The organism is Streptomyces sp. NPDC058674, from assembly GCF_042716505.1.
GTDB lineage: Bacteria > Actinomycetota > Actinomycetes > Streptomycetales > Streptomycetaceae > Streptomyces.
In genome coordinates this window covers 14,123-29,595 of sequence record NZ_JBHXSC010000005.1, presented here as the reverse complement: position 1 = coordinate 29,595, position 15,473 = coordinate 14,123, and the positions used below count along the sequence as shown (strand labels likewise).

Annotated in this window: 10 protein-coding genes; 5 read left to right on the top strand and 5 right to left on the bottom strand. The window is 74.5% G+C overall.

The genetic code is table 11. The annotated features are described in order from the left end of the window. The first annotated feature begins 33 nt into the window (after window positions 1–33). The 3 genes from ACFWU6_RS04195 to fxsT all read left to right on the top strand — a co-directional run bounded on the left by ACFWU6_RS04195 (window position 34) and on the right by fxsT (window position 5,847). Entirely contained in the window at window positions 34–1,515 is a 1,482-nt protein-coding gene (locus tag ACFWU6_RS04195; RefSeq protein ID WP_383978333.1) for an FxsB family cyclophane-forming radical SAM/SPASM peptide maturase, read from the top strand. Further along, entirely contained in the window at window positions 1,512–2,768 is a 1,257-nt protein-coding gene (locus ACFWU6_RS04190) for an HEXXH motif domain-containing protein (RefSeq protein WP_383978330.1), read from the top strand. The genes ACFWU6_RS04195 and ACFWU6_RS04190 overlap by 4 nt, the downstream gene beginning before the upstream one ends. A gap of 64 nt (window positions 2,769–2,832) precedes the next feature. Then, window positions 2,833–5,847 (top strand): FxSxx-COOH system tetratricopeptide repeat protein, encoded by a 3,015-nt coding sequence (fxsT, locus tag ACFWU6_RS04185; RefSeq protein ID WP_383806801.1) that lies wholly within the window; start codon window positions 2,833–2,835, stop codon window positions 5,845–5,847. Between the two features lie 120 nt (window positions 5,848–5,967). Here the strand turns inward: fxsT and ACFWU6_RS04180 are convergent, their stop codons facing one another. The 5 genes from ACFWU6_RS04180 to ACFWU6_RS04160 form a co-directional block, all read right to left on the bottom strand. Beyond that, window positions 5,968–9,897, bottom strand: coding sequence for a multifunctional oxoglutarate decarboxylase/oxoglutarate dehydrogenase thiamine pyrophosphate-binding subunit/dihydrolipoyllysine-residue succinyltransferase subunit (locus ACFWU6_RS04180; protein WP_383978327.1), 3,930 nt, complete (start codon window positions 9,895–9,897; stop codon window positions 5,968–5,970). A 271-nt stretch (window positions 9,898–10,168) separates the two neighbouring features. Further along, window positions 10,169–11,266 carry an ATP-binding protein gene (locus tag ACFWU6_RS04175; protein ID WP_383806807.1) on the bottom strand — a complete coding sequence of 366 codons (1,098 nt, stop codon included), beginning with the start codon at window positions 11,264–11,266 and terminating at the stop codon, window positions 10,169–10,171. Beyond that, window positions 11,263–12,003, bottom strand: coding sequence for a response regulator transcription factor (locus tag ACFWU6_RS04170; protein WP_383806809.1), 741 nt, complete (start codon window positions 12,001–12,003; stop codon window positions 11,263–11,265). Before ACFWU6_RS04170 ends, ACFWU6_RS04175 begins: the two co-directional genes overlap by 4 nt. Window positions 12,004–12,228: 225 nt before the next feature. Beyond that, window positions 12,229–12,555: a hypothetical protein gene (locus ACFWU6_RS04165; protein ID WP_383978324.1), complete on the bottom strand. Its 327-nt coding sequence runs from the start codon at window positions 12,553–12,555 to the stop codon at window positions 12,229–12,231. Between the two features lie 7 nt (window positions 12,556–12,562). Beyond that, window positions 12,563–12,796 carry a hypothetical protein gene (locus ACFWU6_RS04160; RefSeq protein ID WP_383978322.1) on the bottom strand — a complete coding sequence of 78 codons (234 nt, stop codon included), beginning with the start codon at window positions 12,794–12,796 and terminating at the stop codon, window positions 12,563–12,565. Window positions 12,797–12,900: 104 nt separating this feature from the next. On the opposite strand from ACFWU6_RS04160, the gene ACFWU6_RS04155 reads away from it, so the two are divergent. Together ACFWU6_RS04155 and ACFWU6_RS04150 are read left to right on the top strand one after the other, a co-directional pair. Further along, complete coding sequence (locus ACFWU6_RS04155) at window positions 12,901–14,325, top strand: hypothetical protein (protein WP_383978319.1); 1,425 nt, start codon at window positions 12,901–12,903, stop codon at window positions 14,323–14,325. A 110-nt stretch (window positions 14,326–14,435) separates the two neighbouring features. Continuing rightward, window positions 14,436–15,392 carry a sulfurtransferase gene (locus ACFWU6_RS04150; protein ID WP_383978317.1) on the top strand — a complete coding sequence of 319 codons (957 nt, stop codon included), beginning with the start codon at window positions 14,436–14,438 and terminating at the stop codon, window positions 15,390–15,392. Window positions 15,393–15,473 lie beyond the last annotated feature (81 nt).

Sequence of the window (15,473 nt, the reverse complement as noted above, 5' to 3'; positions counted from 1 at the left end):
TCCGGCGGCGGCTGGGGGCGGGAGGCACAGGCGATGAGGCGAGCGACCACGAGCGGCGCCGCGCTGCCCGAGCACCACGGCCGGGCCGTCCGCGCGGACCACGCCCGCCACGCGCCCTGGCCCTACGCCCGCCTCGACGTCCCCGCGCTCCGGGCCGCCGGGCACCGGCCGTACCCGATACGGCAGTTCGTACTCAAGACGCGCAGCCGCTGCAACCTCGCCTGCACCTACTGCTACGTCTACGAGATGGCCGACCAGGGCTGGCGGGGCCAGCCCGCCGTCATGACCCCGCAGACCGCAGCCCGCGCCGGCGAGCGGATAGCCGAGCACGCGGCCGCCCACCGCCTGGCCCGGATCGACCTGGTCCTGCACGGCGGGGAACCGCTGCTCACCGCACCCGCCCGGCTGGCCGAACCGGTCGAGGCCGTACGGGCCGCCCTGGCCCGCAGCTCGCCGGGCACCCGGGTCACCGCCACCGTCCAGACCAACGGCACCCTGCTGACCCGCGGCCGGCTGACCGCCCTGGCCGCCGCCGGCATCCGGGTCGGGGTCAGCCTCGACGGGGGCCTGCCCGCGCACAACGCCCGGCGCGTGGACCACACGGGCCGCCCCGGCTTCGCCGCCGCGGCCCGCGGACTGCGGCTCCTGGCCCGCCACCCCGACAGCTACGCCGGGGTGCTCTGCGTCGTCGACCTCGACCAGGACCCGGTGGAGACGTACGAGTCCCTGCTGTCCTACGCCCCGCCCGCCCTCGCCCTGCTGCTCCCGCTCGCGAACCGCAGCTCACCACCGCCGGGCCGGCGCCCCGGCAGCACCCCGTACGCCGACTGGCTGCTCGCGGTCTTCGAACGCTGGTGGCACGACGGCGTGCGCCGCACCCGCATCCGGACCTTCGAGGAGATCATCGCGCTGCTGCTCGGACTGCCCGCCGCCACCGAGACCCTCGGGCTCGCGCCCGCCACGACCGCCGTGATCGAGACCGACGGCTCCATCGAGCAGGCCGACTCGCTGAAATCCGCCTACGAGGGCGCCGCCGCCACCGGGATGACCCTCGCCGCACACAGCTTCGACGAGCTGCTCGACCACCCCGGGCTCGCCGCCCGCCAGCTCGGCCGGGACGCGCTCGCCGCCGACTGCCGGGCCTGCGAGCTGGTGGAGGTGTGCGGGGGAGGGCACTACCCGCACCGCTACCAGTCCGGCGAGGGCTTCCGGCAGCCGTCCGTCTACTGCGCGGACCTCCAGGTCCTCATCCGCCACATAGCCGCCGCCCTCCACGCCGCCGCCACCCGCCCGGCCCCACCCCTCCACCCCGCCCCCACCGCCCCCACCGCCCCCACCGCCCCCACCGCCCCCACCGCCCCCGCCGCCCCCACCGCCCCCACCGCCCCCGCCATCCCCGCCGCCCCTGCCGCCCCCGCCATCCCCGCCGCCCCGACCGTCCCCGGCGTCCCCCACGTCCGCGCCGTCCCCGCCCCCGCCGCCCCCGTCCCCGGCCGCCGGGCGGCCGCCTCGTGACCGACTCCCTCACCCCCTTCACCGTCCCCACCCGCACCCTGCGCGCCCTCGCCTCCACCGAGCCCTCCGCCGAAGGCACCCGGCTGGTCCGCGACATCCGCCGCTCCAAACGCCTCGTCCTGCTGCGCGCCGTCCTCGACGCCGCCCCCGGCGGCCGGGCCGGGGAGGCCGCCGACCACTGGGCCCTGCTGGAAGAAGCCGAGCGCAAGGACCCCGGCGCGGTCCGCGACGTCCTGCACTACCCGGCCACCGGGGCGTGGGCCGAGGAGACCCTGCGCCGCCTGCACGACCCCGCCGGTCCCGCCCCCGACCTCGGCCACCTCGGGGCCCTCGCCGCCGCGGCGGCCACCCGCGCCGGAGTCGCCTTCGCCACCACCCTGCGCCCCACGCACGGCCGGCTCGTCCTGCCCACCCTCGGACTCCTGCGCCCGCCCCGCCCCGGCCCGCTGATCCTCACCGAGGACTCCTGGGACCCCGACGACCCGGCCGCCCTGCCCCTGCACACCCTGCCCGGCGGCGCGACCGCCCTCGACGACCTCGATCCCTACCGCGCGGCCGGCCCCGCCCACCCGGCCGCCGTCCGCCCCGCCCGCCGCCTCACCCCCAAGGGGCACAAGCGCTGGGACACCCAGTGGTCCGGCGCCCTCACCCTGCTCCAGCGCTACGACACCCTCCGCGCGGGCGAGACCGTACAACTGCTGCGCTCCGTCGTCCCCCTGGGCGGCGGCGCCCGCTCCAACGGCGCCACCCTCCCCGCGGCCGCGGGCTCCCTCCTGGCGCGGGCCCAGGCCCCGCCCGCGCTGGCCGCCACCCTCGTCCACGAGGTCCAGCACGGCAAGCTGACCGCCCTCGCCGACGTCCTGACCCTGCACACCGCCGACCGCACGCCCTGCCACTGGGCCCCCTGGCGGACCGACCCCCGCCCGCTGGACGGCCTCCTGCACGGGGCCTACGCGCACCTGGCCCTCGCCGGGTACTGGCAGCGCGCCGCGCTCTACGGAGCCCGTGGCGCCTGGGCCCAGCACGCCCGTCTCCGGGCCCAGGTGGCCGCCGTCCTGCCCGTCCTGCGGGAGCACCCCCGACTCACGTCCGCGGGACGGGAGTTCACCGATGCCATGGACGCCGCGGAACGCGCCATGGACGACCTTGTACCGCCCGGGGACCAGCACGCCACCGCCCGCCGGACCGTCGAGCGCCAACGCCGTGCCTGGTGCGCGGCCCACCCCGAACTCGCCCCCTTCGCACAGGGCTGACGAACCGTCCGCTGCGGTACCTTTCCAACCCCGTCCACCGCCCGGAACCCAGGGAGACGGCCGCATGACCACCGGTAGCCGGCAGGACCGCGACACGGCAGCGCAGCAGCACCAGCAACCGCAGCGCTTCGTCATCAGCTTCGCCGGGTTCAACCGCCCCTGGGCCGTGTGGATCGCCCACCGCCTGGAGGAGCACGGCCACCGCGTCGCCCTCCAGCGCTGGGACCCCCAGAACGGCCCCGGGCTCGCCCCCGCACTCGACGACCTCGCCCGCTCCGGCAGCCGCGTCGTCCTCGTCCTCAGCGAACGCTACTTCTCCGCCGGCACCCACACCGAGGACGAGTGGAACACCGCCCTGCGCACCGTCACCGACCGCCACCCCGACCGGTTCGCCGCCGTCTGCCTCACCGACGCCCCGCTGCCCAGCGCCGTCGCCGCACTGGAGAAGACCGACCTGTGGGGCCTGGACGCGTACGAGGCCGAATACCGCGTGCTGCGCCGCCTGGAGCTGCCCACCGACCGGATCGGCACCGAGACCGGCCGCCGCGGCCCCCGCTTCCCCAACGACCCGCCCGAGATCTGGGGCCGCGTCCCGCGCCGCAACCCGCGCTTCACCGGCCGCAACGACGTCATCGGCACCCTGCGCACGGCCCTCACCGAAGCCCCGCCCGGCGCCTCCACCGTCACCCTCCTGGGACTGTCCGGCGTCGGCAAGACCCAGGTCGCCACCGAGTACGCCTACCGCTTCGCCTCCGAGTACGACGTGGTCTGGTGGGTGCCCGCGGAGGACCGCCCCACCCTGCGCGAACGCCTCGCCGACCTGGCGCCCGCCCTCGGACTGCCCCGCGGCGCCGGAAGTTACGGGGAGCAGATCCGGGCCGTCCTCGAAGCGCTGCGCCGCGGCAACCCCTACCACCGCTGGCTGCTGGTCTTCGACGGCTGCGACAACCCCGACGACCTGACCGACCTGCTGCCCTCCGGCGCGGGCGACGTCATCATCACCTCCCGCAACCGGGAGTGGGCGGCCCGCCACACCAGCCTCGTCGAAGTCCCCCTCTACGCCCGGCCGGAGTCCGTCACCTTCATCCGGCGCCGGGCCCTGCGGCTCACCGCCCAGGAGGCGGACCAGCTCGCCGAGGCCCTGGAGGACTACCCGCTCGCCCTCGACCAGACCGCCGGCTGGCTCGCCGACTCCCCGCTGACCGTGGGCGACTACCTGGACCTGCTCCGCCGCCGACTGGACTCCCGCGAAGCCGTCATCGTCTCCGACGACTACCCGCTGCCCTTCCCCACCGCCCTGGCCATACTCCTCAACAACGTCCGGGAGGACTTCCCCGACGCCCTCTCCCTGCTGCGGCTGTTCGTCTTCTTCGCACCCGGCCCCGTGCCGCTGCGGCTGCTGCGCGAGTTCCCCGTCGAGGACGTGCCCGAGGAGCTCGCCGGGCTCATCAACGACCAGATCCGGTGGAACGCCGCCCTCAACAAGCTCGTCCAGTTCTCCGTGGTCCGCCTGGAGTACTCCGACCTCCCCGTCGAGGAGGGCGGCGGCGGCCTGGAGACCGTGCAACTGCACCGCATGGTCCACGGCATCGTCCGCGCCAACCTCTCCGAGGACGAGGCCGAACCCCTCGCCCGCGCCGTCCGCCAGGTCCTCGCCGCCGCCGACCCCGGCCGTCCCTCGGACTCCCGGCTGTGGCCCCGCTACGCCGAACTCGTCCCGCACCTGACCACCTCGGGGGTGCTGACCAGCAGCAACCCGCGCATCCAGAACTTCCTGCTGCACTGCCTGCGCTACCTGCTCCTGGCCGGGGAGTACCGCACCTGCCTGCGGCTCTCCGAGGAGACCGACCGGGTCTGGCGCACCCTCCTCGGCGAGGACCACCCCAAGGTCCGCGAGCTCAGCTACCAGTACGGCGGAGCCCTGCGCAACCTCGGACTGTTCCGCCGCGCCGAAGCCCTCACCCGGACCGTCGCCGACCGCCTCACCGAGGAGCGCGGCGAGCGCGACCTGGAGACCCTGCGGGCGCGCAGCGCGTACGGCGGAGTGCTGCTGTGCATCGCCAAGTTCGACCCGGCCCGGGAGATCTTCGAGCACTGCCTGGCCACCTACCGCGAACTGCTCGGCGAGGACGACGCCACCACCCTGGGCGCCCAGAACAACCTGGCCGCCACCCACCGGCTGCTGGGCCGCTACCAGGACGCGTACGACCTGGACCTGGACACCCTGCGCCGCCGCGAGCGAGTCCTGCGGCCGCAGCACATCTCCACCCTGTCCTCCGGCATCGCCTGCGCCATGGGGCTGCGGCTGATGGGCCGCTACCGGGAGGCACAGACCCGGCAGGAGCAGGGCGTCAAGCTCAACACCCAGGTGCTGGGGCTGGGCCACCCCCAGACCCTGCGCGCGGAGCACAACCTCGGCATGTGCCTGCGCCGCTCCGGCGACATCCCGGGCGCGGGCCTGCGGCTGCGCACCGTGTGGGAGCGGGCCACCCGCGTCTTCGGGGTCGACTACCCGTGGACCCTCATGGTCGCCTCCGACTACGCCACCTACCTCAGGGAGTACGGCGACATCGGCGAGGCCCGCCGGATCTCCGAGGACGTGGTCCGCGGCTACCAGACACAGCTCGGCCTGGCCCACCCGTACAGCATCGGCACCGTCGGCAACCTCGGCCTCGTACTGCGGGCCCAGGGGGAGCGCGCGGAGGCCCTGAACCTCGCCGAGCAGGCCCTGGCCGGGATGCGGGGAGCCCTCGGGGACCGCCACCCCTGGACCCTGGGCTGCGCCCTGAACGCCACCGGGCACCGCAACATCACCGGCCGCCTGGAGGACGCGCTCGCCCTGAGCCGGGAAACGCTGCGGATGACCGAGCGGGTGCTGGGCCCGGACCACCCGATGACGCTGAGCGCACAGATCGCCCTGGCCGCGGACCTCCGGTCGGTACGGGAGGACGTGGAGGCGGGCAAGCACGAGGACGCGGGCATCAAGTCCCTGACGCGGGTGCTGGGCCCGCAGCACGTCCACACGGTCTCCGCGAAGCAGCAGACCCGCCCCTACTGGGACTTCGAACCCCAGCCGTAGCCCCGCGCCCCGAGGGAGCACAGCTTCCGGCCCCGCCGGCGAGGCCGAAAGGGAAGGCCCGGCCCCCCTCAGGGTCCCTGAGGGGGGCCGGGCCTTGCGTACCGCTGAGCCGCGCAGCGACTAGGCCTCGAAGACCTCGTTCAGCAGGAGCTGCTGCTCCGCCTGGTGACGCTTGGCCGAGCCCACCGCCGGAGACGAGCCGTGCGGGCGCGAGATGCGCCGCAGGCGCTCGCCCGCCGGGACCTCCGCGCCGACCGCCAGGTCGAGGTGGTCGATCAGGTTCAGCGCGATGAACGGCCACGCACCCTGGTTCGCCGGCTCCTCCTGCGCCCAGATGTACTTCGCCGCGTTCGGGAACTTGGCGATCTCCGCCTGGAGCTCGGCACCCGCCAGCGGGTACAGCCGCTCGATGCGGATGATCGCGGTGTCCGTGATGCCGCGCTTCTCCCGCTCGGCCTCCAGGTCGTAGTAGACCTTGCCCGCGCAGAAGACGACCTTGCGGACCGCGTTCGGGTCCACCGTCGAGTCGCCGATGACCGGGCGGAACGAGCCGTTCGTGAACTCCTCCGCCTTCGACGCCGCGGCCTTCAGGCGCAGCATCGACTTCGGGGTGAAGACGATGAGCGGCTTGTGGTGCGGGTTGTGGACCTGCCAGCGCAGCAGGTGGAAGTAGTTCGACGGCAGGGTCGGCATCGCGACCGTCATGTTGTCCTGCGCGCACATCTGGAGGAAGCGCTCGGGACGCGCGGACGAGTGGTCCGGCCCCTGGCCCTCGTAGCCGTGCGGCAGCAGCAGCGTGACGCCGGAGGTCTGGCCCCACTTCTGCTCGGCCGAGGAGATGAACTCGTCGACGACGGTCTGCGCGCCGTTGACGAAGTCACCGAACTGGGCCTCCCAGAGGACCAGCGCGTCCGGACGGGCCAGCGAGTAGCCGTACTCGAAGCCCATCGCCGCGTACTCGGAGAGCAGCGAGTCGTAGACGTTGTAGCGGGCCTGGTCGTCCGACAGGTACTGCAGCGGCGTGTGGTCCTCGCCGGTCTCCCGGTCGATGAGGACCGCGTGGCGCTGCCCGAAGGTGCCGCGGCGCGAGTCCTGGCCCGACAGCCGGACCGGGGTGCCCTCCATCAGCAGCGAGCCGAAGGCCAGGGTCTCGCCCATGCCCCAGTCGATGGTGCCCTCGTCGATCATCGCCGCGCGGCGCTGCAGCTGCGGCAGCAGACGCGGGTGGACGGTGACGTTCTCGGGGATGTTGACCTGGGACTCGGCGATCCGCTTGACGACCTCCTGGGAGATCGCCGTGTCCACGGCCACCGGGAACTGCTGCGCGGCCTGGGCCGGCGGCACCGGGGCGCCGGCGGCGGGCTGCGTGGCGGCCTCGCGGACCTCCGCGAAGACCTTCTCCAGCTGGCCCTGGAAGTCCTGGAGCGCCTGCTCGGCCTCTTCCAGCGTGATGTCGCCGCGACCGATGAGGGACTCGGTGTACAGCTTGCGCACCGAGCGCTTCTTGTCGATCAGGTCGTACATCAGCGGCTGGGTGAAGGCCGGGTTGTCGGACTCGTTGTGCCCGCGGCGGCGGTAGCAGATGAGGTCGATGACCACGTCCTTGTTGAACGCCTGACGGAACTCGAAGGCCAGCCGCGCGATGCGGACCACGGCCTCCGGGTCGTCGCCGTTCACGTGGAAGATCGGCGCCTCGATCATGCGGGCCACGTCGGTCGCGTACATCGAGGAACGCGAGGACTCCGGGGCGGCGGTGAAGCCGACCTGGTTGTTGATGACCACGTGCACGGTGCCGCCGGTGCGGTAGCCGCGCAGCTGCGACATGTTCAGCGTCTCGGCGACCACGCCCTGGCCCGCGAAGGCCGCGTCGCCGTGCAGGGCGACGGGCAGGACCGTGAAGTCGGTGCCGCCCTTGTTGATGATGTCCTGCTTGGCGCGGACCACGCCCTCCAGGACCGGGTCCACCGCCTCCAGGTGCGAGGGGTTCGCGACGAGCGAGACCTTGATCTGCTCGCCGTCCAGGCCGGTGAAGGTGCCCTCGGCGCCCAGGTGGTACTTGACGTCGCCGGAGCCGTGCATGGACTTCGGGTCGAGGTTGCCCTCGAACTCGCGGAAGATCTGCGCGTACGACTTGCCGACGATGTTCGCGAGGACGTTCAGGCGGCCGCGGTGGGCCATGCCGATCGCGACCTCTTCGAGGCGGGCCTCGGCGGCCGAGTCGATGACGGCGTCGAGCAGCGGGATGACGGACTCGCCGCCCTCCAGGGAGAACCGCTTCTGGCCGACGTACTTCGTCTGCAGGAAGGTCTCGAAGGCCTCGGCCGCGTTCAGCCGGCGCAGGATGCGCAGCTGCTCCTCGCGCTCCGGCTTGGAGTGCGGGCGCTCGATGCGGTCCTGGATCCAGCGGCGCTGCTTCGGGTCCTGGATGTGCATGAACTCGACGCCGGTGGTGCGGCAGTACGAGTCGCGCAGCACGCCGAGGATGTCGCGGAGCTTCATCATCGACTTGCCGGAGAAGCCGCCGACCGCGAACTCGCGCTCCAGGTCCCACAGGGTGAGGCCGTGCTCGGTGATGTCCAGGTCGGGGTGCTTGCGCTGCTTGTACTCCAGCGGGTCGGTGTCGGCCATGACGTGGCCGCGGACCCGGTAGGAGTGGATCAGCTCGAAGACGCGGGCGGCCTTCGTGACGTCGTCGTCGTGCGAGGCGTCGATGTCCCGGAGCCAGCGGACCGGCTCGTAGGGGATGCGCAGCGCCTCGAAGACGTCGTCGTAGAAGCCGTTCTCGCCGAGCAGCAGGTTCGCGACGATGCGCAGGAACTCGCCGGAGGCGGCGCCCTGGATGACCCGGTGGTCGTAGGTCGAGGTCAGGGTCATGACCTTGGAGATGCCCAGCTTGTTCAGGGTGTCCTGCGAGGTGCCCTGGAACTCGGCGGGGTAGTCCATGGAGCCGACGCCCATGATGACCGACTGTCCGGGCATCAGGCGGGGCACGGAGTGCACGGTGCCCAGGCCGCCGGGGTTGGTCAGCGAGACGGTGACGCCGGTGAAGTCGTCCATCGTCAGCTTGCCGACGCGGGCGCGGCGGACGATGTCCTCGTACGCCTGCCAGAACTCGAAGAAGTTGAGGGTCTCGGCCTTCTTGATGCCGGCGACGACGAGCTGGCGGTCGCCGTTCGGCTTCACCAGGTCGATCGCGAGGCCGAAGTTGACGTGCTCCGGCTTGACCAGGGTCGGCTTGCCGTCCTTCTCCGTGAAGGAGTGGTTCATCGACGGCATGGCCTTGATGGCCTGGACCATCGCGTAGCCGATGAGGTGGGTGAAGGAGATCTTCCCGCCCCGGGCGCGCTTCAGGTGGTTGTTGATGACGATGCGGTTGTCGAAGAGCAGCTTCACCGGCACGGCGCGGACGGACGTGGCCGTCGGCACCTCCAGGGAGGCGTTCATGTTCTTGACGACGGCAGCGGACGGGCCGCGGAGCGTCACCAGCTCGGGGCCCGCGGGGGCCCCGGTGGCGGGCGCGGCGCCGGCCGCTCCGGAGGAGCCGGTGCTCGCGCCGGGGGCGGCCGCCCGGGGAGCTGCGGGGGAGGGAGCGGCGGCCGGGGCCGAGGGCGCAGGGGTCGCGGCCGGTGCGGCGGCCGGAGCCTGGGGGGTGACAGTCACAGCAGGGGCACCAGAGGGGGTGGCAGGAGCAGGGGCAGGAGCTGGCACGGGCGCGGAGGCTGAGGTCGGCGCGGCAGCGGCTGGCGCCGCCCCCGTGGCGGCGTCGGCGGTCTGCGGGGCCGCGGCGGCGGGGGCGGCCTGTGCGGAGGCGCCGTCCGTCGTCGGGGACTTCTTCGGCTCTTCGGACTTCACGGGAGCGACGGCGCCCCCGGGCTTGTAGTCGGCGAAGAAGTCCCACCAGGCCCGGTCGACCGAGTTCGGGTCCTGGAGGTACTGCTGATAGATCTCGTCGACGAGCCACTCGTTGGCTCCGAAGTTCGAGGCAGGGGTCTTCCCGCGCTCTGCTGCTTCGGTCGTGGTGCTCGAGTTACTGGGGGACTGTGGCGACACGGCGGCAACCGCCCTCTTCCGCTTCACAAGGTATGGACAGCGGGAATAAAGGCTACGCCTGTTGGGGGGCCTCATGCAGACCGGGCGGGACATCCGTCGCGCAGGTCACATCGAACGGCGGGTTTCGCCGCCCTGAATGGCGGGAAACACGCCTGGTTCGGGTAGGGGGCACCCAGGTTGCGGCCCCCTTGGCTTCGCACCCCTGACGGACCCCGGGTACGTGTGGCCGAGATCATGTCCTTCCCACTCGAACCCTACGTCAACGCGGCGCCTACGAACTGCCCGGAAGCGTGACGAGGATGCAGCAGCCCCGTGACGATTCGGCCACCCCGATCCGCCCGCCGTGCAGTTCCACCGCCCAGCGGGCGATCGCCAGCCCCAGCCCCGTACCCCCGTCGCCGCCGCGTGCGCTGCCCCGGTTGAACCGCTCGAAGACCCGGTGCCGCTCGCTCTCCGGGATTCCGGGACCCTCGTCCCGGACCTCCAGGGCCAGACTCCCCGGCTCGTCGCCGGCCCGGGCGCGGACCGTGACCCGGCCGTGGGCGGGGCTGTGCTTGACCGCGTTGTCGATCAGGTTCGCCACCACCTGGTGCAGCCGCTCGGCGTCCGCGTACGCCGTCAGCTCGGGCGGGAAGACGTCCAGGTGCAGGTGCACGTCGTTGCGGGTGTGCCCGCCGGAGCCGGAGGTGAGACCCGGCCGGCCCGCCGCCGCCAGCCCCGACTCCTTCAGCACCCCCGACAGGTACGGCCACACCTCGAACCGGCGGGCGCGCAGCGGGACCACGCCGTTGTCCACCCGGGACAGGTCCAGCAGGGTCTCCACCAGCCGGCCCAGGCGCTCGGTCTGCTTCAGCGCCGTCCGCATGGTCTCCGGATCGGCGGCCGAGACCCCGTCCACCACGTTCTCCAGCACCGCCCGCAGCGCGGCGATGGGCGTGCGGAGCTCGTGCGAGACGTTCGCCACGAGCTCCTTGCGGTGCCGGTCCACCGCCTCCAGGTCGTCCGCCATCAAGTTGATCGTGGAGGCCAGGTCGCCCAGCTCGTCGCGGCGGCCCGCCTCGCGCACCCGCCGCGTGTAGTCCCCGCGGGAGATCGCCCGGGCGACCGTCGTCATGTCGTCCAGCGGCGCCGTCAGGCTGTGCGCCACGAACTGGGTGATCAGCATCGAGGCGATCACCGAGAAGACCGTGATGAAGCGCAGTTCGGTGTCCGTGCGCAGGGCCACCATCAGCAGGCCGGTCGTGATGAAGACCGACACCACCACCAGCGTGCCCAGCTTGGTCTTGATCGAGAAGGGCGAGAAGGGCCGCAGCCCCACCGCCGGGCGCTGCCGCTGCCGCGGCCGGGCCCTGGGGTGCGGCGCGCTCACGCCTGCGCCGGGGTCTCCAGGGCGTACCCGACGCCGTGGACCGTACGGATCCGCTCCGCGCCGATCTTGCGCCGCAGGGCCTTGATGTGGCTGTCGACCGTACGGGTCCCGGACGCGTCGGCCCAGTCCCACACCTCGGCCAGCAGCTGCTCCCGCGAGAGCACCGCCCGCGGGGTCCCCGCCAGGCACACCAGCAGGTCGAACTCGGTCGGTGTCAGGTGCACGTCCTCGGCCTGCACCCGGACCCGGCGCTGCGCGTGGTCGATCTCCAGGTCGCCCAGGCGCAGCGTGGCCCCGCGCGGCGCGGTCGCGGCCAGCGTGGCCCGCTCCACCCGGCGCAGCAGCACGTGGACCCGCGCCGCCAGCTCGCGCATGGAGAACGGCTTGGTCATGTAGTCGTCCGCGCCCACCCCGAGGCCGACCAGCAGGTCGGTCTCGTCGTCCCGGGCGGTGAGCATCAGCACCGGGACCGGCCGCTGGGCCTGGACCCGGCGACAGACCTCCAGGCCGTCGAAGCCGGGCAGCATGATGTCCAGGACCAGCAGCTCCGGCAGCCAGCTCTCGGTGGCGGCGACGGCGGCCGGTCCGTCCGCGGCCGTCTGCACCTGGAAGCCCTCGGCGCGCAGCCGGGCCGCGATGGCCTCCGCGATGGTCCGGTCGTCCTCGACGACGAGCACGCGCCGCTGGGCGCCGGGCGTCGCCGATGCGCCGTTGTGGGTGGTGTGCGTCTGTTCCATGTCCCGGTTCCGCCCCGTGAAGATCTGCGTGGTGGGGTGCAGCGTAGAGGAGGCACCGGCCTGCGGCTATGCGGGGTTCGGACAGGGTATATGTGCGGAACGCCCTGGTCGCGGGCGGAATGTGACGGGTGTCGGCGGCCCCGCGGGCCGGGCCTGCGACCTCCGGGACGATGCCGCCGCGCGCCTGGGCCGGACCCGTCGGGGACCGGCCGCGGCCGGGGCCGGTCAGCCCGCCGTGAACGGGGGCAGCGCCTCCAGCACCTCGGCCAGCGACGGCGTCAGCGACGTCTGGTCGGCGGCCACCTCGAAGCCGCCGTACACGAAGGCGTACGTGAACCCGTCGAAGACGGTCTCCCCGCCCGTCAGGACCCGGGGCAGCCGGGGGAAGCCCGCCTCCCGCAGCGCCGCGGACAGCGCGGCGAGCGGTCCGGGCGCCAGCCGCCCGGTGCCCGCCTCCTGCGCCCGGCCGTCCAGCCGGGTCCACGCCCCGTCGCCCCTGACCACGAGGGTGTGCGTCCGCCCGGCGTAGCCGCCGCTGCGGGTGATCCGCACGAGGGTCTCACCGGGGGCGACCGTCGTGCCGGGGTCCGGGCCGGGACCCGGGCCGGTGGCCGGCGCCGAGGAGGAGGGCCCGGGCCCGGGCGCGGGCGGCGTGCCGGGCGCGGGAGACGCGGCGGGTGGCGCGGATGTGGCGGGCGATGAGGGCGGGGCGGGCGGTGCGGGCGTGGCGGGTGCGCTGGAGGACGCGCCGCCCCGGGGCCCTCCCGGGCGGTCCGGCGCGGGCGAGCCGCACCCGGCCAGGACGGCCGCGCCCAGCGACGCGGCCACGGCCGCGGCCACTGCTCGTAACGCTCGCACGCCCCACCTCCGCGGGTATCCGGGCCTCGAACCCCGAGTATGGAGTCCCCGCACCCGATCCGACAGCACCCGGAGGCCGCCATCCGCCGCATCGCCCCCAGGCGCACCGCCCCTTGGCGCATCGCCCCCTGGCGCGTGGTGCCCGCGCTGCTCGCCGGGCTCCTCGGCCTCTGGGGCCTGACGCGGGGCGGCAGCATGTGGCGCGACGAGTCCGTCACCTGGCAGGTGGCCCACCGGCCGCTCGGCGGGCTGGGGGAGCTGCTGGCCCAGGTCGATGCCGTCCACGGCCTGTACTACCTCCTCCTGCACGGGGTCTTCGCCGTCTGGGACGGCGGTCCGTTGGCGCTGCGGCTGCCCTCCGTCGCGGCCACCGCCCTCGCCGCCGCCGGGGTGGCCGCGACCGCCCGGCGGCTCGTGGGGGAACGGGCCGCCCTGCTCGCCGGAACGGTCTACGCCGTGCTCCCGCCGGTGCAGATGTACGCCCAGGAGGGCCGCTCCTACGCCCTGGTCGCGGCCGCCGTGGTCTGGGCGACGTACCTGATGCTGCGCGAGCGCTGGGCCGCCTACGCCGTGGTCCTGCTGATCGGCTGCTGGCTGCACGAGTTCGCCGTACTGGCGCTCGCCGCCCACGCCGTCTTCGCCCGGCGCTCGCGCGGCTGGCGCTTCGCCGCCGGGACCGTCGTGGTCCTGCTGCTGCCGCTGGCCCTGGTGAGCGCCCGGCAGGCCCAGGAGCAGCTCGGCTGGCTCGGGCGGCCGAGCTGGCAGGACTGGACGGCGTACGGGGTGCTCGCCGGCGCGGTGCTGCTGCTCGCCCGGGGCGCCGCGGAACGCGACGAGCGGGACCTCGTACGGGTGGCCGTACCGCTCGCGCTGCTGCCGCCCGGGCTGCTCCTGGCGGTCTCCCTGGTCCACCCCTGGTACGTCGACCGGTACGTGCTCTACGCCCTGGCCGGCTTCGCCCTGGCCGCCGGGGCCCGGCTGGCGGCGGCGCGCGGCCGGTGGCCGTGGCTGCTCGTCGCGGCGCTGCTGGTGCCGTGCGCGCTCTGGTCGGCGTGGCTGCGCACGCCCGACAGCCGCAAGGACGACGTGCTCGCGGTGGCCGCCGCCGTCCGGGAGCGGGCCCGGCCGGGCGACGCGGTGGTGTTCCTGCCGTCGCGCCGGCGCGAATGGTTGCTCTCCTCACCGGAGGTCTACGCGGGACTGCGCGACGTGGCCCTGGACCGCTCCCCGGCGGCCTCGCGCAGCCTCCAGGGCACCGAGCTGCCCTCCGCGGAGATCCGCGAGGCCCTCATCGACTCGCCGCGGGTGATCGCCCTGCTGGACCCTGCCGACCAGCCGCTGGACCCGTACCCGCGGGAGGCGGTCAAACGGCAGACGCTCGACGCGTGGTTCGACCGGTGCTCGGTCACCGCGGTGCGGGGCGCCCGTGTCGTGGTCTACGCCCGGCCCGGCGGCTGCCCGTAGAGGTGTCCCGCGGGCCGGACCGGCAGGACGGTCCCGGCCCCCGGCTCCGTGTGCGTGAGGATGGGGCGACCCGTGCCGGGCCGGCCGGCCCGCAGACCCGGAGGTGCCGCATGACCACGTACCCGAACTCCGCAGCACGGCGCAGCCCCGCCGGCGGACTCCCCGGGGCGCTGCCGGAGCCGCCGCCGGGGCCGACGCCCGGGCCGCTGCCGGGGCCGCTGCCCGGGCCGCTGGTCGACGCCGGCTGGCTGGCGGACCGGCTCGGCGCCCCCGGGCTGGTCCTCTTCGACGCCTCCGTCGGCGCGCACCGCGGGGCGGCCCGCAGGATTCCCGGGGCGCGCCCCTTCGACCTGGACGGCGCCCTGTCCGACCACGACGCCCCGGCCCCGCACGCCATGCCCGGGGCGGAGGCGTTCACCGAGGCGCTGCGGGCCCTCGGCGTCGACGACACCAGCACCGTCGTCGTCTACGACGGCGCCGGGATCTACTCCAGCGCCCGCGCCTGGTGGATGCTGCGGGCCATGGGCTTCGACCGGGCCGCCGTCCTCGACGGGGGCCTGCCGGCCTGGACCGCGTCCGGCGGGGCCGTCGAGCCCGCCGCCGCGGCGTACGGCGGCCCGCCCGGCACCTTCACCGCCCGGCCCCGCCCCGGCCTGGTGGTCGACGCCGCCGCCGTGGCCGCCGCCCTGGCGGACCCGGCGGCCGCCGTCCTGGACGCCCGCACCCGCGGCCGCTTCACGGGCGCCGACCCCGAGCCCCGCCCGGGTCTGCGCGGCGGCCACATGCCGGGCGCCCTCAACCTGCCGTTCGCCGAACTCCAGCGCCCCGACGGGCGGATGCGCCCCGCCGAGGAGCTCCGCGCCGCCCTCCACGCCCTGGCCGGCGACCGCGAGCACCTCTACTTCAGCTGCGGCTCGGGCGTGACGGCCTGCGTCCTGGCCCTGGCCGCGACCCTGGCCGGCCGCGACGGCCTGGCGGTGTACGACGGCTCCTGGAGCGAATGGGGGCTCCCGTCGGAGCTCCGCCCCGTGGTCACGGACCGCCAGGAGCCGCAGTCCGGGGGATGACCCCACCACGGGTGCGGGCACCGGCACCAGCGGGGCCGGGCCGGGCGGGACCGGGCAGTGCCGGGCGGGGCCGGGCCGGAC